The 20,103-nt window shown below is 66.0% G+C and carries 21 protein-coding genes; 16 read left to right on the top strand and 5 right to left on the bottom strand.

The genetic code is table 11. The features are described from left to right. Positions 1-4 precede the first annotated feature (4 nt). Positions 5-913 carry a non-homologous end joining protein Ku gene (ku, locus tag DBO85_RS15350; protein WP_108108129.1) on the bottom strand — a complete coding sequence of 303 codons (909 nt, stop codon included), beginning with the start codon at positions 911-913 and terminating at the stop codon, positions 5-7. A gap of 101 nt (positions 914-1,014) precedes the next feature. After that, entirely contained in the window at positions 1,015-1,242 is a 228-nt protein-coding gene (locus DBO85_RS15345; protein ID WP_108108128.1) for a PLDc N-terminal domain-containing protein, read from the bottom strand. 248 nt (positions 1,243-1,490) lie between these two features. On the opposite strand from DBO85_RS15345, the gene DBO85_RS15340 reads away from it, so the two are divergent. The 6 genes from DBO85_RS15340 (at position 1,491) to DBO85_RS15315 (ending at position 6,500) form a co-directional block, all read left to right on the top strand. Further along, the gene (locus DBO85_RS15340) at positions 1,491-1,904 is read left to right on the top strand and encodes a CBS domain-containing protein (protein ID WP_108108127.1); all 414 of its coding nucleotides are present in this window, start codon (positions 1,491-1,493) and stop codon (positions 1,902-1,904) included. A 36-nt stretch (positions 1,905-1,940) separates the two neighbouring features. Continuing rightward, entirely contained in the window at positions 1,941-2,858 is a 918-nt protein-coding gene (locus DBO85_RS15335; RefSeq protein WP_108108126.1) for a DUF72 domain-containing protein, read from the top strand. Continuing rightward, positions 2,855-3,655: an endonuclease/exonuclease/phosphatase family protein gene (locus tag DBO85_RS15330; RefSeq protein ID WP_108108125.1), complete on the top strand. Its 801-nt coding sequence runs from the start codon at positions 2,855-2,857 to the stop codon at positions 3,653-3,655. The genes DBO85_RS15335 and DBO85_RS15330 overlap by 4 nt, the downstream gene beginning before the upstream one ends. Further along, positions 3,652-4,923, top strand: a complete 1,272-nt coding sequence (clsB, locus tag DBO85_RS15325) for a cardiolipin synthase ClsB (protein WP_108108124.1) — start codon at positions 3,652-3,654, stop codon at positions 4,921-4,923. The genes DBO85_RS15330 and clsB overlap by 4 nt, the downstream gene beginning before the upstream one ends. Continuing rightward, positions 4,901-5,905 carry a lysylphosphatidylglycerol synthase domain-containing protein gene (locus tag DBO85_RS15320; RefSeq protein ID WP_108108123.1) on the top strand — a complete coding sequence of 335 codons (1,005 nt, stop codon included), beginning with the start codon at positions 4,901-4,903 and terminating at the stop codon, positions 5,903-5,905. The genes clsB and DBO85_RS15320 overlap by 23 nt, the downstream gene beginning before the upstream one ends. Positions 5,906-5,969: 64 nt before the next feature. Then, positions 5,970-6,500 (top strand): DUF4124 domain-containing protein, encoded by a 531-nt coding sequence (locus tag DBO85_RS15315; protein ID WP_108108122.1) that lies wholly within the window; start codon positions 5,970-5,972, stop codon positions 6,498-6,500. A 61-nt stretch (positions 6,501-6,561) separates the two neighbouring features. Here the strand turns inward: DBO85_RS15315 and DBO85_RS15310 are convergent, their stop codons facing one another. Next, positions 6,562-6,888 carry a DUF1883 domain-containing protein gene (locus DBO85_RS15310; RefSeq protein ID WP_233356617.1) on the bottom strand — a complete coding sequence of 109 codons (327 nt, stop codon included), beginning with the start codon at positions 6,886-6,888 and terminating at the stop codon, positions 6,562-6,564. Between the two features lie 76 nt (positions 6,889-6,964). On the opposite strand from DBO85_RS15310, the gene DBO85_RS15305 reads away from it, so the two are divergent. The 4 genes from DBO85_RS15305 to DBO85_RS15290 all read left to right on the top strand — a co-directional run bounded on the left by DBO85_RS15305 (position 6,965) and on the right by DBO85_RS15290 (position 10,370). Next, a complete protein-coding gene (locus DBO85_RS15305) occupies positions 6,965-7,996 on the top strand; it encodes an RNA methyltransferase (RefSeq protein ID WP_108108121.1) in 1,032 nt (343 codons plus the stop codon). A gap of 74 nt (positions 7,997-8,070) precedes the next feature. Beyond that, the gene (locus DBO85_RS15300; protein WP_108108120.1) at positions 8,071-8,892 is read left to right on the top strand and encodes a motility protein A; all 822 of its coding nucleotides are present in this window, start codon (positions 8,071-8,073) and stop codon (positions 8,890-8,892) included. A 1-nt stretch (position 8,893) separates the two neighbouring features. After that, a complete protein-coding gene (locus DBO85_RS15295) occupies positions 8,894-9,598 on the top strand; it encodes an OmpA/MotB family protein (RefSeq protein WP_108108119.1) in 705 nt (234 codons plus the stop codon). Between the two features lie 19 nt (positions 9,599-9,617). Continuing rightward, on the top strand, positions 9,618-10,370 hold the full coding sequence (locus tag DBO85_RS15290; RefSeq protein ID WP_108108118.1) for a hypothetical protein: 753 nt from the start codon (positions 9,618-9,620) through the stop codon (positions 10,368-10,370). A 7-nt stretch (positions 10,371-10,377) separates the two neighbouring features. On the opposite strand, the gene DBO85_RS15285 is transcribed toward DBO85_RS15290, so the two are convergent. Further along, positions 10,378-11,307 carry a ZIP family metal transporter gene (locus DBO85_RS15285; RefSeq protein ID WP_108108117.1) on the bottom strand — a complete coding sequence of 310 codons (930 nt, stop codon included), beginning with the start codon at positions 11,305-11,307 and terminating at the stop codon, positions 10,378-10,380. A 231-nt stretch (positions 11,308-11,538) separates the two neighbouring features. Between DBO85_RS15285 and DBO85_RS15280 the strand changes: the two genes are divergently transcribed. From DBO85_RS15280 to DBO85_RS15270, 3 genes are all read left to right on the top strand, one after another. Then, positions 11,539-12,705, top strand: coding sequence for an efflux RND transporter periplasmic adaptor subunit (locus DBO85_RS15280; protein WP_233356616.1), 1,167 nt, complete (start codon positions 11,539-11,541; stop codon positions 12,703-12,705). A 68-nt stretch (positions 12,706-12,773) separates the two neighbouring features. After that, positions 12,774-13,928 (top strand): ABC transporter permease, encoded by a 1,155-nt coding sequence (locus DBO85_RS15275; protein ID WP_108108381.1) that lies wholly within the window; start codon positions 12,774-12,776, stop codon positions 13,926-13,928. After that, positions 13,921-14,628, top strand: coding sequence for an ABC transporter ATP-binding protein (locus DBO85_RS15270; RefSeq protein WP_108108115.1), 708 nt, complete (start codon positions 13,921-13,923; stop codon positions 14,626-14,628). Before DBO85_RS15275 ends, DBO85_RS15270 begins: the two co-directional genes overlap by 8 nt. Before the next feature lie 21 nt (positions 14,629-14,649). On the opposite strand, the gene DBO85_RS15265 is transcribed toward DBO85_RS15270, so the two are convergent. After that, a complete protein-coding gene (locus DBO85_RS15265) occupies positions 14,650-15,144 on the bottom strand; it encodes a MarR family winged helix-turn-helix transcriptional regulator (protein ID WP_108108114.1) in 495 nt (164 codons plus the stop codon). A 145-nt stretch (positions 15,145-15,289) separates the two neighbouring features. Here DBO85_RS15265 and DBO85_RS15260 point away from each other — a divergent pair, with 145 nt between their 5' ends. The 3 genes from DBO85_RS15260 (at position 15,290) to DBO85_RS15250 (ending at position 20,078) form a co-directional block, all read left to right on the top strand. Further along, positions 15,290-17,059, top strand: coding sequence for an N-acetylglutaminylglutamine amidotransferase (locus DBO85_RS15260; protein ID WP_108108113.1), 1,770 nt, complete (start codon positions 15,290-15,292; stop codon positions 17,057-17,059). Between the two features lie 4 nt (positions 17,060-17,063). Next, on the top strand, positions 17,064-18,806 hold the full coding sequence (ngg, locus tag DBO85_RS15255) for an N-acetylglutaminylglutamine synthetase (protein WP_108108112.1): 1,743 nt from the start codon (positions 17,064-17,066) through the stop codon (positions 18,804-18,806). A gap of 81 nt (positions 18,807-18,887) precedes the next feature. After that, entirely contained in the window at positions 18,888-20,078 is a 1,191-nt protein-coding gene (locus DBO85_RS15250; RefSeq protein ID WP_108108111.1) for an osmoprotectant NAGGN system M42 family peptidase, read from the top strand. Positions 20,079-20,103: the final 25 nt, after the last annotated feature.

The following is a 20,103-nucleotide window of genomic DNA, read 5'->3' as shown; positions in this document are numbered from 1 at the left end:
TGGATCAACCGGCCTGCTTGCGCGAGCCGGCGGAGCCGCTCGAGGGTTTCTTCGGCGCGCTCTTGCGACTGCCCTTGGCGGTGGACTTGGCGGCTGCAGCGCGCGGCTTGGCCGCCGGCTTCTTGCCCGAACCGCCGAGGCTGCGCTTGAGCAGGTCGGTCAGGTCGATCACCTCGGCACTGCGCGGCTCGCCTTCGTCAACCTCGGCGACCGTTTCGATGCGCCCGGCGCGCGCCTTCTCCTCGACCAGCGCCATGATCTTTTCCTGGAAGCTGTCGCTGTGCTGCTCCGGGTCCCACTCTTCGCTCATGTCCTCGACCAGGCGCCTGGCCATGTCCAGCTCACGCTTGGCCAGGTCCGCCGAGCGCGCTTCCTCGGGCAGATCCAGGGTCTCGACGCCGCGCACCTCGTTGCCCCAGCGCAGGGTATTGAGCACCAGGGCATCCTCGACCGGCATCACCAGCGCCAGATGCTGCTTGGTGCGCATCACCACCTGGGCCAGGGCGACCTTGCCGGTCTTGACCAGGGTTTCGCGCAACAGGGCATAGACCTTCTCGCCCCGCCGCTCGGGCGTCAGGTAATAGGGCGTGTCGATGTACAGCGACGGCACCTGGCCGGCGTCGAGGAAGGCGACGATGTCCACCGTCTGGGTCGCCTTGGGATGCGCCGCGCGGATTTCCTCCTCGCTGATCACTACGTAGCGTCCCTTCTCGAACTCGACGCCCTTGACGATGTTGTCGCGGTCGATCTCCTTGCCGGTGACCTTGTTGATCCGCTTGTAGCCGACCGGCTCCATGCTGCGCTTGTCCAGCCAGTCGAAGTCGATGCCCTGCTGACGCGTCGCCGGCACCAGGGATACGGGAATGTGGACCAGGCCGAAGCTGACCGCACCCTTCCAGATCGTGCGTGGCATGCGTGCACTCCTCATGACGTCTGCTGAAGGCACGCAACGCATCGTGCCGTTGCAGGGATGACCGGCCGCGCCGGGCGAAAGTTTCCCGGCGTGCCGGCCGCTCAGCCTCTGCTGTGCTCGGCGGAACTGGGCGCAGGCTTCATGCCCCGCGGCCCGGCCAGACCCCAGGCGACAAGCCCGAGCAGTGGCAGGAGGGAGATCAGGATCGCCCAGAAGGATTTCACGCCCACCGTGGCGTCGCTGCGGAACACGCTGACGATCGCCCAGAGGTCGAGTAGCACGATCAGGCCGGCCAGGCCGATCAGCCGGTAGGTGGTGATCTCGGACATGTGCGTCAGCTCCTGTTCGGCGGCCAAGCGAGGGCGTCGGCCTGTCTGCCGTGGGACCCGCGAACGCCGCGAGGTGTCGAAGGGATCGGACGCACGGCCATGCACGCCGCCGGTCGATGCTCAGGAACGCCCCGCGTGCGGCTCAGTCGGACCTTACATAGGCCCCGTCGCACCGGCTGCAGCTGCCCGGACGACGGATTGTCGGAAATTCAGCAACCGGGCGATGCAGTCCCCGGGGAGGTACAGGCATGAGAATCAGCGACGTGATGACCCGCGACGTGCAGAGCGTCACCCCTCAGCACAGTATCCGGGATGCCGCCAGCCTGATGGCGCGCATCGACAGTGGCGCATTGCTGGTGCATGAGAACGACCGCCTGGTGGGCATGCTCACCGACCGCGACATCGCCATTCGTGCCGTCGCCGCCGGCCGCGATGGCCAGACCGCAGTGGCCGACGTGATGACCCGCGGCGTGCGCTACTGCTTCGCCGACGAGGAGGTCGGCCACGTGGCGCGCAACATGGCGGACATCCAGGTGCGTCGCCTGCCGGTGCTGGACCGCGAGAAGCGCCTGGTGGGCGTGGTCTCGCTGGGCAACATCGCCGCGCTCGACGAACCCCGCAGCAGCAATACCCTGCTGCGCGGGGTGGCCAAGGCGCACTGAGGACAGCGGCGGCGCTGCGGTGCCGCCCGGCCGCCCATGGCGAGCATTCGTATCGGTATTTCCGGCTGGCGCTACGCGCCGTGGCGCGGTGACTTCTATCCGCAAGGCCTGCGGCAGAAGGACGAGTTGGCCTTCGCGTCGCGGGCGCTGAGCAGCATCGAGATAAACGGCTCCTTCTATGCGCTGCAGCGCCCGTCCAGCTACCAGCAATGGCACGAGCAGACACCGGACGGCTTCGAGTTCTCGGTCAAGGCGCCGCGCTACATCACCCACGTGCGTCGCCTGCGCGACGTGGAGGGGCCGCTGGCCAACTTCCTTGCCTCAGGCGTGCTCGGCCTGGGCGAAAAGCTGGGGGCGCTGCTCTGGCAGTTTCCTCCCAGCTTTCGCTTCGATGCCGCGTTGATGGAGGACTTTCTCGCTCAGCTGCCCCATGACACCGAGCAAGCACTGGGCATCGCCCGGCAACACGAGGAACGCATGGCTGGTCGCACCCTGCTGGAGATCGACCGGAGCCGAAAAATGCGCCACGCGGTGGAGATCCGCCACGACAGCTTCGTCGACGGGCGGTTCGTCGCGCTGTTGCGCGAGCACGACGTGGCCCTGGTCGTCGCGGACACGGCGGGCAAGTGGCCGTACCTTGAGGATCTCAGCGCGGACTTCCTCTACCTCCGCCTGCACGGCGACAGGCAGCTCTACACCAGCGGCTACGGCGAGGCTGCCTTGCGCCACTGGAGCCAGCGCATCCGTGCCTGGACGCGCGGCGAACAACCCCGCGACGCACGCCTCGCCAGCGCAGAGCCGGCCCCGACACGGCGCAGCCGCGACCTCTACTGCTATTTCGACAACGACGTGAAGGTACGCGCGCCCTACGACGCACGCCGCCTGATCGATTTGCTGGGGCTTGCCGACGGGCTGAGCGAACACCCCGGCCAACGCAAGGAAGATGCCGCATGAGAAGTGAAAACCCATCCAAGGTCGTGCCGCTGCAGCGCGCGGAAAGCGCGCCGGCGGTCAACAGCATCCGTGTACTGACGGTGAATACCCATAAGGGCTTCACCTTCTTCAACCGGCGTTTCATCTTGCCGGAGCTGCGCGATGCGGTACGCACCGTCGGCGCCGACCTGCTGTTCCTCCAGGAAGTACTGGGCACCCACGAGCGCCACGCGGCGCGGGTCGACAACTGGCCCGAAGCGCCACAGTACGAATTCCTCGCCGACAGCATGTGGCCGGAGTTCGCCTACGGCCGCAACGCCGTGTATCCGCACGGCCATCACGGCAATGCGCTGTTGTCGAAGTTCCCGATCCTGCGCTACGAGAACCTCGACGTCTCGATCGCCGGCCCCGAGCGCCGCGGCCTGCTGCACTCGGTGTTGCAGGTACCCGGACAGCACGAGGTGCACGCCATCTGCGTCCACCTGGGGCTGAGCGAGAACCACAGGCAGCAGCAGCTTGGTCTGCTCTGCGAGCTGCTCGAACAGGTGCCCGCCGATGCGCCGGTGATAGTCGCCGGGGATTTCAACGACTGGCGCCAACGCGCCTGCGCCGTGCTCGAACAGCGCGCCGGCCTGCGCGAAGCCTTTGCCCACACCCAGGGACGTCTGGCGCGAACTTTCCCGGCGCGCTGGCCATTGCTTGCGCTCGACCGGATCTACGTGCGCAACGCTCAAATGCAGGACGCACAGACCCTTTCCACGCGGCCGTGGTCACACCTTTCGGACCACCTACCTCTGGCCGTGGAGTTGTTGCTATGAGATTCGACTGGCGCGACGGCAATCGCGTACATCTTCTGGAAAACGGCGAAGCCTTCTACCCGCGGGTGAACGAGACCATCGCTGCGGCGCAGCGCGAAGTGCTGCTGGAGACCTTCATCCTCGCCGAGGACAAGGTCGGGCAGCAGCTGCGGGCGTCGCTGATCGACGCCGCGCGCCGGGGCGTCGCGGTGACCCTGAACATCGATGGTTTCGGCTCCGCCGACCTGTCGGCGGAGTTCGTCGCCGGCCTTACCGAGGCCGGTGTACACATCCAGATATTCGATCCCGGCCAGCGGCTGATGGGGCAACGTCTCAACGTGTTCCGCCGGTTGCATCGCAAGCTGATCGTGATCGACGGGGAGATCGCGTTCGTCGGCGGCATCAACTTCTCTGCCGATCATTTGGCCGACTTCGGTCCCCAGGCCAAGCAGGATTACGCCATTGAAGTGGAAGGCCCGATCGTGGCCGATATCCATCGTTTCGTGATCGCCCACCTCGCCCAGCCGCTGCAGCGTCGACGCTGGTGGCAGCGCCGCTACCCGCAGCCGGTGTATCCAGAACAGGGACCGCGGCGGGGCGACGCGCGCATGCTGTTCGTCAGCCGTGACAACCATGAGCACCGCAATGACATCGAGGAGCAGTATCTGGAGGCGATCCGCTCGGCCCATTCGCGGGTGGTGATTGCCAACGCCTATTTCTTTCCCGGCTATCGGGTGCTGCGCGAGATCCGCAACGCCGCCCGCCGCGGCGTGCAGGTGACGCTGATCCTGCAGGGCCAGCCGGACATGCCGATCGCCAAGTTTGGCGCGCGGATGCTTTACAACTACCTGCTGCGCGACGGGGTGCATATCCACGAGTACTGCGCCCGCCCCCTGCACGGCAAGGTCGCTCTGATCGACCAGGAATGGTCGACGGTGGGCTCCAGCAATCTCGATCCGCTGAGTCTGTCGCTGAACCTTGAGGCCAATCTGGTAATCCGCGACCGTGCCTTCAACCAGGTCTTGCACCAGGCGCTTGACGTGCTGATCCAGAACCATTGTCGACAGGTCGAACTGGAACGGATTCTCAAGGGCTACCTGTGGCGCGTGCCGTTGATCTTCGTGATCTTCCACTTCCTGCGCCATTTTCCGGCGATGGTCGGCTGGTTCCCTGCGCACAAGCCACGCCTGGCGCTGCTGCGCGCCGACCCGGAGAAGGACGTGGTGGCATTTGAGCCCATTGCGCGCGTGCATGAGGAGGCCGGCGATGAACTCCAGCGAACTCACTGAGCAACCGACGCCGCCACGGCGGTTCGGCTGGCCGTTCTTCCGCCGTCTGCTGACCATCGCCTTCTTCGTGCTGGTCGCGGTCCTGATGGTCATGCTGGCTCGCCGCCTGGATTGGGACGAGGTGGTCAGCAGCCTGCGCGCCTATGACGCGACGACGCTGTCCATCGCCCTCGGGGTGACGACCATCAGCTACCTGCTCTACAGCACCTTCGACCTGCTTGGCAGGCTTTACACCGGCCACCATCTGCCCACCCGGCAGATCCTGCCCGTGACGTTCGTCTGTTACGCCTTCAACCTGAACCTCAGCGCCTGGGTCGGCGGCGTGGCCTTCCGCTACCGCCTCTACTCGCGCCTGGGCCTGAGCAAGGCCACTATCACCAAGGTGCTGAGCGTCAGTGTGCTGACCAACTGGATGGGCTACCTATGCCTGGCCGGCGTGATCTTCGTCAGTGGTCTGCTCAAGCTGCCCTCCTCCTGGGAAATCGGCTCCAGTGCGCTGCGCCTGATCGGCGTCGGCCTTATCCTGGCCACGCTCGGCTACTTCCTGCTCTGTGCGTTTTCCAAACGCCGTAGCTGGAGCCTGCGCGGTCACGAGATCATGCTGCCGTCACTGCGCCTGGCGCTGCTCCAGGTGCTGCTCGGCGCGAGCAACTGGGCGCTGATGGCAGCAGTCGTGTTCGTTCTGATGCCGGATGGCATCAATTACCCGACGGTGCTGGGCGTGCTGCTACTGGCCAGTGTTGCTGGGGTGATAACGCACATTCCCGCCGGCCTTGGAGTGCTCGAGGCGGTATTCATCGCCCTGCTCGCGCACGAAGTATCGAAGGGCTCGGTGCTGGCGGCGCTGATCGGCTACCGGGTGATCTACTTCCTGATTCCGCTGCTGGTCGCCACCCTGGTCTACCTGCTGCTGGAAGCGCGCGCCAAGAAACTGCGCCAGGGCAATGACCAGCGCCAGGGGGCGGTCGAGCAGGCGGGGTGAAACCCAGCACGGCAATGTGATTCCGTGCGCAACTACTGCGCTCGCCTTCGGCTAACGTGCGGGCATGAACATCATCTGCTCGCCACGTAGCCTACCTGCCCTCCTTCTGGTCTTCGCTCTGCCCTTGGCCGAAGCACGGATCATCAAGTGTGTGCATCCCGATGGGCATCTGACCTATTCGGATCGACCCTGCCCTGCCGAGGAAAAGTCGGAAATCATCTCGGAAGGCTCGGTCGGCTCCTTCGAAGCCTCCGGACTTGATCCCGAGCGGCGCCTTCCAGAGGGTGCCACTGCCGAGCAGCTGCAGCAGGAGCTACAGCGCACACAGGCAGAGATTCGACGTCTCGAAAAGGAGCAGCAGAACCTCAGCAAGCCTGTTGACGCAGATGACATGAAGGCGGTTCGCGCCCAGATGTATCAAGCCTGTCTGGATGACCCGCAGACGACGAACGCTGAACAATGCGCGTTCCTCAAGCTACCGATCAGCCCTCAGCTCAACGCCGCGGCGATGCAGGACCGACACGAACAACTGGCTGCGGTGATCCGACGTGAGCAGCAACGCCTTCGCGCGCTCGAGGCCCTGCTTTCCCGGTAATCGCCAGCGCCATTGCCGAAAGCGGCTGCCTGCTCGTCGGCAGTCCGCGATCCACAAAACCTCAACTACGCCGCAGGATACGGATGCTGTAGTTCAGCTTCGGCTTGCGCGTGACGCTGATCGCGCGGCGAGTCACGGTGTCGAGGGTGATGTTCCAGAAGCCGCTGGCCGGCACCTCGATCTTCGCCGGGAAGCGCTCGAAGGCGCCGCCATGGTAGGTATGGCGGCCGCCGTTGCGGAAGGCGCGGAAGTTGGCGTCGCTCATCAGACGGATGTTGCACGGTTGCGAGCTTTCGATGATGACCAGGTCACCTTCGTTGAGCTGCTCGCGCTGATGGATGAATTTCATGCTGGCTACCGTCATGCGGTCGAAAAGGGGCGCGACCATAGCACGCGCCCAGCCATCGCGACACGCCGCTCGGCGCTACGCCGCAGCCCCCCGCCGGTGATAGCATGCGCGCCCCATGCGTATCGCCGATTTCCACCTTCGTCTTGCCGAATACGGCGCCCTGCCTCGCCATAGCGCGCGCATCCTGCGTGCCTGGCTGGAAGGCAAGCCGCTGGCCGCCGGCACCCGCCGCCAGCACAGCGAGAACTTCCTGCCGCTGAGCGTGCGCGAAGCGCTGCCGGGCTTCTCTGCCGAACTCGATGCACTCGCCAGCCTGCGCTCGGAACATCCTGCCGCGGATGGCTCGGCGCGACTGCTGGTGGGACTGAATGACGGCCAGATGGTGGAAAGCGTGCTGCTGCCGCGCGATGGTCTGTGCGTCTCGACCCAGGTTGGCTGCGCGGTCGGCTGCGTGTTCTGCATGACCGGCAAGAGCGGCCTGCTGCGCCAGCTGTCGAGCGCGGAGATCCTCGCCCAGGTGGTCCTGGCGCGACGCTACCGGCCGGTGAAGAAGGTCGTGTTCATGGGCATGGGCGAGCCGGCGCACAACCTCGACAACGTGCTCGAAACCATCGACCTGCTCGGCAACGCCGGCGGCATCGGCCACAAGAACCTGGTGTTTTCCACCGTCGGCGATCCGCGCGTGTTCGAGCGCCTGCCGCAGGAGCGGGTCAAGCCCGCCCTCGCCCTCTCCCTGCACACCACCGACGCCGCGCTGCGCCAGCAGCTGCTGCCGCGGGCGCCACGCATGGACCCCGAGGAGCTGGTGGCGCTGGGCGAGGACTACGCGCGCAAGGTCGGCCACCCGATCCAGTACCAGTGGACCCTGCTCAAGGACATCAACGACAGCGTCGAGGAAATGGACGGCATCCTGCGCCTGCTCAAGGGCAAGTACGCGGTGATGAACCTGATCCCCTACAACAGCCTGGACGCCGACGACTATCAGCGCCCCGAGGGCGAGCGCATCGTGCAGATGGTGCGCTACCTGCACAGCCGCGGCGTGCTGACCAAGGTGCGCAATTCCGCCGGTCAGGACATCGACGGTGGCTGCGGCCAGCTGCGCGCGCGTGCCGAGCACATTCGCCGGCAGCCCGGCCGTCCCCGCTGACTGCGACATTCGTGCTGCGGCACCCGGCGTGGCCGGTGCTACCATCGCCCGGTACCTCAGCCGCCGGAGCCACGATGAATCCGTCTACCCTGATTGGCATGCTCGCCAGCATTGCGCTGCTGAGCGTGGTCATGCTGTTCGCTGCCGAAGACCCGGCGCTGTTCATCGACCTGCCGAGCCTGGGCATCGTACTGGTCGGCACCCTGGCGGCGACCTTCATCAGCTATCCGCTGCGCGAGGTGGCGCGGGTCTTCGGCCTGCTGCACACGGTGCTGCGCAACGAGCGCCTGTACATCCGCCAGGACCTCGACGAGCTGGTACAGATATCGCGCCTGTGGATCGAGGGCGAGTTGCCGGCGGTGGAGCGCGCGCTGGAGAAGGTTCGCAACCCCTTCCTGCGCACCGGGGTGCAACTGGTGATCGACAACACCCCGGAAGAAGACATCCTCGACCTGATGCAGTGGCGCATTGCCCGCCTGCGCGCCCGCGAGACCGCCGAGGCGCAGCTGTTCCGCACCATGGCCAGCTTTGCTCCGGCCTTCGGCATGATCGGCACCCTGGTCGGGCTGATCAACATGATGTTCCTGCTCGGCGATGGCGACATGGCACAGATCGGCCGTAGCCTGGCCATTGCCCTGATGACTACCTTCTACGGCATCCTGCTGGCCAACCTGATCCTCAAGCCGGTGGCGGTGAAGCTCGAGCGACGCACCGAACAGCGCGTATCGATGATGAATCTGGTCATGCAGGGCATCTCGATGATGTGCAACAGGCGCAGCCCGTCGCTGATGCGCGAGACACTGAAGTCATTCACCGCGCATTACCAGGACGAGATCCGCGACGGCAACCTGCCATCGCCAGCCAAGGCCACTGCCGCTCCGGGCAAGGGCCGCTGAGATGGACTGGCAACCGTTGCGTCGCGGCAGCCGCTTCGCGCTCTGGCACAGCGAGCCGCCGCGCGAGGAGGAACAGGAGAGCTGGCTGATCACCTACCTGGACATGATCACCCTGCTATTGGTGATGCTGGTGGTACTGCTGGCCTTCGCCGGCAAGGGTGCGGCGCCACCGAGCGAGCCGCTCGGCTCCCAGGTGGTCGGCGAGCCGAACAGCGCAGCGCCCTCGCCCGCCATCGAACAGACGCCGGCGCCGCCAGCCGAGCCTGAAGGCGCTGTCGTCGAGAATCTGGGGATGGACCTGGGCGATGACATCGAGGTGGTGTTCAACGAAGGCAGCGTGAGCTTTCGCATCAGCAGCGAGCTGCTGTTCGCCTCGGGTCAGGCCGAGCTGGCCGACGCCGGGCTCGAGGTCATCGACCGCCTGATCCCAGCGTTGGCCGGCAACCGGCACCGCATCCTGGTCGAAGGACACACCGACGACCGACCGATCAACACCGAGCGTTTCCCTTCCAACTGGGAGCTGTCCGCCAGCCGCGCCAGCAGCGTGGTGCGCTACCTGACAATGGCCGGGCTGGACCCTGCGCGCATGAGCGCCACCGGCTACGCCGATACCCGTCCGCTGGCCGAGAATGCCAGCGAGCAGGGTCGCGCCAGCAATCGGCGGGTCGAGCTGGTGATGCAGACGCGCGCGGCTGAGGAAGACTGAAACAGATCAGGGACGAACCATGGGCGTGATCTTGCGTACCTTCGCCAGCGCCGGCCTGCTGCTGTTCGGCGGCATCCTGCTGCTGACTTTCCTCTCCCCCCTGCAGATCGAGCGCCAGGCGCGCGACTATCTGCAGGGCGAGGTCGAGCAGCGCGTCAGCGCCCAGCTCGGGCAGTACCCGTCACCCACGCTGGAGAAGGCCGCCAGCCTGCTGGCCGGCCGCTATCAGGTGCAGATCGACAGTGCGAAGGAAAAACTGATCGCGCAGTTGCCGGCGCAAGTAGATGAGCTGGTCGGACAGATGCAGAACCCCGCCTGCGCCTGTCGCCAGCCGGTGGTCGTGGCCGGCATCGACTGGCAGGCCGGCTTTGCACGCCTGCAGGAGCGCCTCAGCAGCCTGGCGCGCAACGAGTATCTGCAACTGGTCGACGGGTTGCTCCACGAACTGCGCATCTTCAGCGCCAGCAACGCCCTGGCTTTTCTGCTGATGCTGCTGGTCACCCTGCGCTGCCAGAGCCGCGTGCAGCAGATGCTGCCCGCGGTTCTGCTGCTGGTGGCGGTACTGATCAGCAGCTACTTCTATCTGTTCCAGCAGAACTGGTTCTTCAGCATTCTGTTCAACGACTACCTGGGCTACGCCTACGCCGGCTATCTCGGGGTGGTCTACCTGCTGCTCTGCGACCTGCTGCTCAATCGGGCGCGGGTAATCAGCTGGCTGATCAATCGGGTCCTTGATGCGCTCGGTAGTGCGCTGCAGGTGACGCCCTGCTGAGCCGACTTCAGCCCAGGGCGGTATCGAGGAACATCATCAGGCCGAAGCCGATCATCAGCCCCAGGGTCGCCGTGGTCTGATGGCCGTTGCGATGGGTTTCCGGGATCACTTCGTGGGACACCACGAAGATCATCGCCCCGGCAGCCAGGCCCAGGCTTACCGGATAGGCGATGGCGAAGCCGCTGGACATGCCCAGCCCGACCACCGCGCCCAGGGGCTCCATCAGCCCGGACAGCACTGCGACCAGCACAGCGGAAAACCCTGGCAACCCGGCGGCACGCAGGGCCAGCGCCACCGCCAGACCTTCGGGAATGTCCTGGATGGATATCGCCGTTGTCAGCGGAATGCCGACACTCAGATCGCCGGTGGCGAAACTGACGCCTATCGCCATGCCCTCGGGAATGTTGTGCAGGGCAATCGCCAGCACGAACAGCCAGACCCGGTTCAATCGCGCGCACTCCGGTCCGCAGGGGCCGGTGCTTTCGTGTTCATGGGGGGTGAAGTAGTCCAGGCCGAGCATCAGCAGCACGCCCAGCCCCAGCCCGATGACCACGGTGAAGGCCGCGGCCGGCGCGCTGCCGAGTATCTCGCCGCCCGCCTCCAGCGCCGGCAGGATCAGCGAGAAGGAAGCCGCGGCGAGCATCATGCCGGCGGCAAAACCGAGCATGCCGTCCTGCAGGCGCGTGCTGATCCCGCGCAGGCCAAGCGCCAGAACGGCGCCCAGCGCGGTTGCGGCAAAGCCGGCGGCGCCGCCCAGCAGCGCGTAGCGCAGGTTGTTGCCCGCATCGCCTTGCAAGGCACCGAGCACACCGCTGAGCAGCAGGCCGAGCATAGCCAGGACGGCGGCGGCAAACCCCAGGGTCACCGCTGGATGAGCTCTGGCCTGGGCGATCCAGGCGGCGCGTAGTTCGGCGGCAGCAGTTTGCGCGTGGCTCATGGTTGGACGGGTCCCTGGTGAGTGCTGGCAGGTGCCTGCAACTGACGCGCGCAGTTGCTCGAATCAAGCGGCGCGCGCACCGCTCAAGCTGTCACAGCAGGCGGCTCGGGCTGCAACAGCCGGTTACGGGCAGGCGCCGAGTGTAGCGCGCAGCGAATGACCATATCCAAGCAGGGGGATTATTCGTAAGCTTCCCGGCTCACCCCCACCGCCATCCCGCGGAGTCCGCTCTTGTCCCTTCGACGTCCGTTACTGCTGCTCGTCTGCGTTCTGCTCATCGGCGGTCTGGCCTGGCATCTGCTACGCGCCCCGCTGCTGCCGGGCTATCGCCTGGAGTCACGCGAACTGGTGCAGCGGGTGGTCGCCAGCGGCACGGTCGACAGCCAGTCGCTGGCGCGGGTTGGCAGTGAAATCACCGCCGTGGTCGCCGAGCGCCACGTGCGCGAGGGCGATGCGGTACGTGCCGGTGATCTGCTGCTGAGCCTGCGCGACGAGGAACAGCAGGCGCGCCTGCGCGAAGCCCAGGCGACCCTGCAGCAGCTGATCGAATCGAGCCGGCCGCAAGCCCAGGCAGCATTGCGCGAAGCCACCAGCAACCTGCAGCAGGCGCGGCGCGAACGCGAGCGCCGCGAGGCGTTGTTCCAGCGCCAGTTACTCTCGACCGAGCAGCGTGACCTGGCCCGCCGCGTCGAGGTCAGCGCCCAGAGCGCCTACGAGCGTGCTCGCCTGGCAGCCTTGTCACTGGCAGAGGATGGCCAGGAGGAACGGCAACTGCGCCAGCGTCTGGAAAGCGCCAGGGTGGCCCTGGCACGCACGCGCATCCTCGCTCAGGTCGACGGTGTGGTGCAGAGCCGCAGCGTCGAGCCGGGCGATCTGGTCCAGCCGGGCAGCACGCTGCTGGAGATTGCCCGGCTCGACAGTCGTGAGATTCGCCTGCCGCTGGACGAGAAGAACCTTGCCGCGGTGCAACTGGAGCAACCGGCGCAGGTGGTTGCCGACGCCTACCCAAACGCCGCGCTGGCGGCGCAGGTCAGCTTCATCGCGCCGGCGGTCGACCCCAGCCGCGGCACCATCGATGTACATCTGCAACTGCTGGAAAACGCTGATTTTCTACGCCAGGGCATGACCGTCTCGGTGAACATCGAGACCGCCCGCAGGCCCCGGGCCCTGGTGATTCCGCGCGATGCGCTGTTCCAGCGCCAGGGTAACCGGGCGCTGGCGTTGCGCCTGAACGAGGATCGGGTCGAGGCGATCGAGGTTCGCCTGGGGCTCGAAGGCGGCGCGCTGGTGGAAGTGCTCGAGGGGCTCGCCGACGGCGACCTGGTCCTTGCCGAACAGGCCGAGCCGGGTAGCCGCGCACGGCTTCGCCCACAGCCCCTGCCCGGAGCCGCGCAGTGACACGTCCGCTGCGCGCCAGCCTGTGGACCGAGTGGACCATCGCCCTGCGCTTTCTGCTGGACAACCGCATGCAGAGCCTGCTGATCCTGCTGGGAATCGGCGTCGGCTGCGCGGTCATCGTCTTCATCACCGCGCTGATCAGCGGGCTGCAGGCCAACGTCATCCAACGCACGCTCGGCACCCAGGCGCACATCCGTATCCTGCCCCTCGACGAGGTCAACCGCCGTCTGCCACTGGCCGGCGATGCCCTGGCGCTGGATCTGGAAAGCCCGCGTGCACAGCGGCTGCGCTCGATCATCAACTGGCAGGAGGTTCGCGATCTGCTCGATCGCGATCCGCAGATCACTGCGGTGTCACCGGTCGCCAGCGGTCCGGCAATCGCCCGCCGCGGTGTCGCCCGAGCTTCGGTAGCGCTGGTGGGGATGCAGCCGGAGCGCTATCTGCAGGTAGTTCCGGTCGATGAGGACATGCTCGCCGGGCGCTTCGAGGTGGCCGCCGACCAGGCGGTGATCGGCAAGGAGCTGGCACGCGAGCTTGGCCTTGCGGTCGGCGACAAGCTGCGCCTGGATGCCGGCGATGGACGCGATACGGTGGTCAACGTCGCCGGCATCTTCGAACTCGGCGTGCGCGAACTGGATGCCCGTTACGTCTATCTGGACCTGAAGCTGGCGCAGACGCTGCTCGATCTGCCGGGTGGCGTGACCGTCATCGATACCCGGGTGCGCAGCCTGTTCGAGGCCGAACGCAGTGCAGAAAGACTCGCCCGCCTCACCGGCCTGAAGGCGGAAAGCTGGATGCAGACCAACGGGCAACTGCTCAACGCCCTCAGCTCGCAAAGCATGACCACCCAGATGATCCGCCTCTTCGTCGGCATCTCGGTGGCCTTCGGCATTGCCAGCGTCCTGGCGGTCAGCGTGGTCCAGCGCACCCGCGAGATCGGCATCCTGCGTGCGATGGGCAGCCCGCGCGGGCAGATTCTGCGCATCTTCCTGCTTCAGGGCGGTCTGCTCGGGCTGACCGGATCGGCCGCCGGCGGCGGCATCGGCTGGTCACTGGTGCAGGTGTTCAACCTGTTCGGTCCACGGCTGTTCAGCATTCCAGTACCGGCTGATCTGATTCCGCTGGCGATGCTGATCGCCACTGCAAGTGGTGTGCTCGCCGCGGCGGTGCCGGCACGCCGTGCAGCCCGCTACGACCCGGCGGTGGCGATCCGTTATGTCTGAAGCGAATCGGCAAATCCTGCGCCTTGCCGGCATCGGCAAGGTCTACAACCAGGGCGAGGCCCTGGAAAACCGGGTGCTCGACGATATCGACCTGCGCCTTGAGGCGGGCGAGCTCTGCTCGCTGATCGGCCCATCAGGTTCGGGCAAGAGCACCCTGCTCAACCTGATCGGTCTGCTCGACACGCCAAGCGACGGCGAGCTCTATCTGCTCGAGCAGCCCACCCGGCAGATGGACGATGCCGGGCGCACCGAGTTGCGCAATCGGGCGATCGGCTTCGTCTTTCAGTTCCACCATCTGATTTCGGCGTTCAGCGTGCTGGAAAACGTGCTGATGCCGCTGATCATTCGTAGCGGCAAGCCCTCGCGCGCCGACACCGACAGGGCTCGCGGACTGCTTGCCGAAGTGGGTCTGGAAGCTTTTGCCGACAAGCGTCCGACGCAGATTTCCGGCGGCCAGCAGCAGCGCGTGGCGATCGCCCGCGCGCTGGTGACCGAGCCGCCGCTGCTGCTCGCCGATGAGCCGACCGGAAACCTCGACAGCCGCACCGCCGATGGCGTGTTCGAGCTGTTCGGCCGGATCAATCAGCAGTTCGGTTGCGCCATCCTGGTGGTAACCCACGATCCGCGCCTGGCGGCACGCTGCGCGCGCACCATCGAATTGGTGGATGGCCGCGTGGTGAGTGACGCCCGCAATCGCTGAGCAGATCCAGGGAAGTGCTGGCTAGCGCTCGTCGCCGGCCGCCTCATCCTCCTCGGCCAGCCATTCGGGCGCATGGAACAGCTCGGCAGCGCGCAGCAGGGTCGCCAGGATCGCATGTCGCTCCCATTCCGCCAGCCCGGCAAAACGTCTGAGCACATGTTCGGGCAACAGCGCCGGCGCCTCCTCCAGGGCCTGCTGGCCAGCTTCTTCCAGATGCAACCACTGCCGCCGGCGGTCCTGGGCATCGCGCCGGCGCGAAAGCAGACCGCGACTCTCCAGGCGCTCCAACACCCCCGACAGGGACGCCGCCGACAAGCTGACGAAGCCGGCCAGTTGACTGGCAGTAATGCTCTTCTCCACCGCCAGGATGCGCAGCACCAGTTGCTGCAGGGGGGTCAGGCCGCCGTAGCGTGACAGGCGCTTGGAGTGCACGTCGGCGGCCTGCTGCAGCTGACGCAATGCCTGGAAAACCGCCAGGGCGTAGGCGTCGCCAACGGTCTCTTTAGTTTCAACCATAACTATCTATCCGCTCACAGAACCCACAAAACGCACTTATCGAAACAAAACTACTTTGACATCAAACTGTCTGTTTGTTTAGGTAAAAACACAAGTGCCGTCAGGCGGCACAGCCCACACCCCCAACGGAGAACCGGTAAGGATCATGTGCGGAATAGCTGGAGAACTGCGTTTCGATAACCAACCTGCCGACCTCGCAGCGGTCGAGCGGATTACCCGTCACCTTGCACCCCGCGGCCCCGACGCCCAGGGACTGCACAGCCAGGGGCCGGTCGCGCTGGGCCACCGGCGACTGAAGATCATGGATCTGTGCGAAGCCTCGGGCCAGCCGATGATCGACAGCGAGCTGGGCCTGTCGATGGTCTTCAACGGCGCCATCTACAACTATCCGGAGCTGCGTGCGGAGCTTGAGAACAAGGGCTATCGCTTCTTCTCCCAGGGCGATACCGAGGTCCTGCTCAAGGGCTTCCACGCCTGGGGCGAGGCGCTGCTGCCCAAACTCAACGGCATGTTCGCCTTCGCCGTCTGGGAGCGTGACTCGAAGCGTCTGTTCCTCGCCCGCGACCGCCTCGGCGTCAAGCCGCTGTATCTGAACAATGACGGTCAACGCCTGCGTTTCGCCTCCAGTCTGCCGGCATTGCTCGCCGGTGGCGGCATGGACACCCGCCTCGACCCCCAGGCGCTGAACTACTACCTGAACTTTCACGCCGTGGTACCGGCGCCGCATACCCTGCTCGCCGAGGTGAAGAAACTGCCGCCGGCCAGCTGGATGCGGGTCGAGGCGGATGGGCGGATCGAGCAGAAGCGCTGGTGGCAGCTGGACTTCGGCCCGCGCGAGGATGAGCGTGATTTCGGCTTCGACGACTGGCGTGACCGGGTTCTCGATGGCATGCGCGAAGCGGTCTCGATCCGCCAGCGGGCCGCCGTGGATGTCGGCGTGCTGCTGTCGGGCGGGGTCGATTCGAGCCTGCTGGTCGGTCTGCTGCGAGAAGCCGGGGTCAGCGATCTGTCGACCTTCTCCATCGGTTTCCAGGATGCCGGCGGCGAGCGTGGCGACGAGTTCCAGTACTCGGACCTGATCGCCCGCCACTACGGCACTCGCCATCATCAGCTGCGCATCGACGAGCGCGAGATCATCGAGCAGTTGCCGGCAGCCTTCCGCGCCATGAGCGAGCCCATGGTCAGCCACGACTGCATCGCCTTCTACCTACTCTCGCGCGAGGTCGCCAAGCACTGCAAGGTGGTGCAGAGCGGCCAGGGCGCGGACGAGCTGTTTGCTGGCTACCACTGGTATCCGCTGGTGGACGGCGCCGACAACGCCTTCGACGCCTATCGCGCAGCCTTTTTCGATCGCAGCCACGCGGAATATCTGGCCACGGTCCAGCCGGGCTTCCAGGTCAGCGACCTCGCTGGTGACTTCGTCCACGAGCATTTCGCCCAGGCCGGCGCTGACGCGGCGGTGGACAAGGCACTGCGCCTGGACAGCACGGTGATGCTGGTCGACGACCCGGTCAAGCGGGTCGACAACATGACCATGGCCTGGGGACTGGAGGCGCGTACACCGTTTCTCGATTACCGCGTGGTCGAGCTGTCGGCACGCATTCCGGGGCGTTTCAAACTGCCGGATGGCGGCAAGCAGGTGCTCAAGGAGGCCGCGCGCAAGGTGATCCCGGCGGCGGTGATCGATCGTCCCAAGGGCTATTTCCCGGTGCCCGGCCTGAAACATCTGGAAGGCCAGACACTGGAATGGGTGCGCTCGCTGCTGCTCGATCCGAGCCAGGATCGGGGGATTTTCCAGGCCAGCGAACTGGATCGCCTGCTCAGCGATCCGCAGGGCCAGTTGACGCCCCTGCGCGGTTCCAAACTTTGGCAGCTGGCGGCGGTCAACCTATGGCTCAGCGAACAGGGACTCTGAACCGATGCAAAAATCCCAAGCCTACGGACAGCGACTGCTGCGAGGCCAGGCACCCTCCTATCAGCGCTTGCAGGCCCGCTTCGCCGAGGACGGCGCTCCCCAGCCGACCGCGCCGGTCGTCGTGCACTGTGGCTGGGGTCGCCTGCTGATCGGGCACACCTTCGCCGAGCCGGCAGAGCTCGCCCGCAGCCTGATCGAGGAATGCCCAGGCGAGCGGGACATCGCCCTGTATGTCGCGGCTCCCCATCAGGTGCTGGCCCATGCACCGCAGCAACTGTTTCTCGACCCTTCCGACACCCTGCGCCTGTGGTTTTCCGATTACCGCCCCGCTCGCCGCACCTTTCGCGGCTTCAGCATCCGTCGCGTACGAACCGAAGCGGACTGGCAGGCGATCAACGCGCTGTACCAGAGCCGCGGCATGCTGCCGGTGGATACCGAACGCTGCACGCCCCATGCCAGGGGCGGTCCGGTGTACTGGTTGGCCGAGGACGAGGCCAAGGGTCAGGTGATTGGCGCGGTGATGGGCATCGATCACAGCAAGGCATTTCAGGATCCGGAGAACGGCAGCAGCCTCTGGTGCCTGGCGGTGGACGCCAACTGCAGTCGCCCTGGCGTCGGCGAGGCGCTGGTACGCCAGTTGATCGAGCACTACCTGAGCCGCGGGCTGAGCTATCTGGACCTGTCCGTCCTGCATGACAACCGTCAAGCCAAGCAGCTCTACGCCAAGCTGGGCTTTCGCGATCTGCCCACCTTTACCGTCAAGCGCAAGAACGGCATCAACCAGAAGCTGTTCCTCGGGCCCGGCCCCGAAGCGGACCTCAACCCCTACGCTCGCATCATCGTCGACGAAGCCTACCGCCGCGGGATCGAAGTTCAGGTCGACGACGCGGCCGCCGGCATGTTCACCCTGCGCCAGGGCGGCCGCCGCATTCGCTGCCGGGAGTCGTTGTGCGATCTGACCAGCGCGGTGAGCATGACCCTGTGCCAGGACAAGCAACTGACCCACCGCGCGCTGTCCAGCGCCGGCCTCAGCCTTCCCGTGCAGACGCTCGCGGCGGACGAGCAGGCCAATGCCGCCTTCCTCGCAGAACATCAGCGGCTGGTCGTCAAGCCGGTGAATGGCGAGCAGGGTAAAGGCGTTGCCGTCGATCTGCGCAAGACCGACGAGTTGGAGAAAGCCATCGCCGAGGCGAGGCGTTTCGACTCCCGCGTGCTGCTCGAAGCCTTTCATGAGGGGCTCGATTTGCGGGTCCTGGTGATTGGCTACGAGGTGGTTGCTGCCGCCATCCGCAAACCAGCGGAGATCGTTGGTGACGGCCGCCACAGCATAGGTGCGCTGATCGAGACCCAGAGCCGCCGCCGCCAGGCCGCTACCGGCGGAGAAAGCCGGATTCCACTGGATCGCGAGACCCATCGCACGCTGCGCGCGGCAGGCTTCGATTACGACAGCGTGCTGCCGGAAGGCCAGCGCCTGGCCGTGCGCCGCACCGCCAATCTGCACACTGGCGGCAGCCTGGAAGACGTCACCGAGCGCCTGCATCCGGCGTTGGCGGAGGCCGCAATCCGCGCAGCGCGCTGCCTGGAAATGCCGGTTGTGGGGATCGACCTGCTGGTGACCGGCGCCGAGCAGCCGGACTACGTGTTCATCGAGGCCAACGAGCGCCCCGGTCTGGCCAACCATGAACCGCAACCCACGGCCGAGCGTTTCATCGATCTATTGTTTCCGCTGACTCAGAGCAGCCTCTGAATACCCATCGCGACGGCGCTCGCCCGTCGCCTCTCGCATCGGTCACAGGCCGATGCGGCCGATCGAAAAGGAGAGTTTCCGATGTCCACCTCCCTGCCCCAGCCCGACCTCGTCTACCTGCAGCGCGTGCTGCTGGAGATGCTGGCCATTCCCAGTCCGACCGGCTTCACCGACACCATCGTGCGCTATGTCGCCGAACGTCTTGAAGAAATGGGCGTGCCCTTCGAGATGACCCGCCGTGGGACCATCCGCGCCACGCTCAAAGGACGCAAGCCGAGCCCGGACCGGGCGGTCTCCGCGCACCTCGACACCATCGGCGCAATCGTCCGCGAAATCCATCCGAACGGCCGCCTGGCGCTGGCTCCGGTGGGCTGCTGGTCCAGTCGCTTCGCCGAGGGCAGTCGCGTCAGCGTGTTCACCGACAGCTGCGTGTTGCGCGGCAGCGTCTTGCCGCTGATGGCATCGGGTCACGCCTTCAACACCCAGGTCGACCAGATGCCGGTCAGCTGGGAGCACGTCGAGTTGCGGCTGGATGCCCTGGTGCACAACCGCGAGCAGTGCCAGGCGCTGGGCGTCGAAGTGGGCGATTTCGTCGCCTTCGATCCGCTGCCGGAATTTACTGAAAGCGGCCACATCAGCGCCCGCCATCTGGACGACAAGGCCGGCGTCGCCGCCCTCCTCGCCGCCCTCAAGGCGATCCAGGAAAGCGGCCTGGAACTGCCCATCGACTGTCACCCACTGTTTACCATCACCGAGGAAATCGGCTCGGGCGCCAGCGCTGCACTGCCATGGGATGTCAGCGAATTCGTCGGCATCGATATCGCACCGGTGGCGCCCGGCCAGCAATCCAGCGAGCAGGCGGTAACCGTGGCGCTGCAGGATTCCGGCGGCCCCTACGACTTCCATCTGTCGCGCCAGCTGCTGCGTCTGGCCGCCGAGCATGACATCCCGGTACGCCGTGACCTGTTTCGCTACTACCACAGCGACGCCCAGGCGGCGGTCACCGCCGGACATGACATACGCACCGCGCTGATAGCCTTTGGCTGTGACGCCACCCATGGCTACGAGCGCACCCATATCGACAGCCTGGCGGCGCTGACCCAGCTGCTGACGGCCTACATCCTCAGCCCGCCGGTGTTCGCCAGCGACGCCGAACCGGAGCAGGCCTCGCTTGAGCGTTTCAGTCATCAGCTGGAACACGACACCCAGATGGCGAGCGACACGCTGGTGCCCTCGGTGGACAGCCTGCTCGGCAATCGCGTCGACGAATAGCGGGCAGCCGGCGCGGCGCGCTGCG

It is taken from the genome of Pseudomonas mangrovi, from assembly GCF_003052585.1.
GTDB classification, from domain to species: Bacteria; Pseudomonadota; Gammaproteobacteria; order Pseudomonadales; family Pseudomonadaceae; genus Aquipseudomonas; species Aquipseudomonas mangrovi.
The sequence above is the reverse complement of the archived record's forward strand: the minus strand, read 5'-3'. Positions and strand labels throughout refer to the sequence as shown.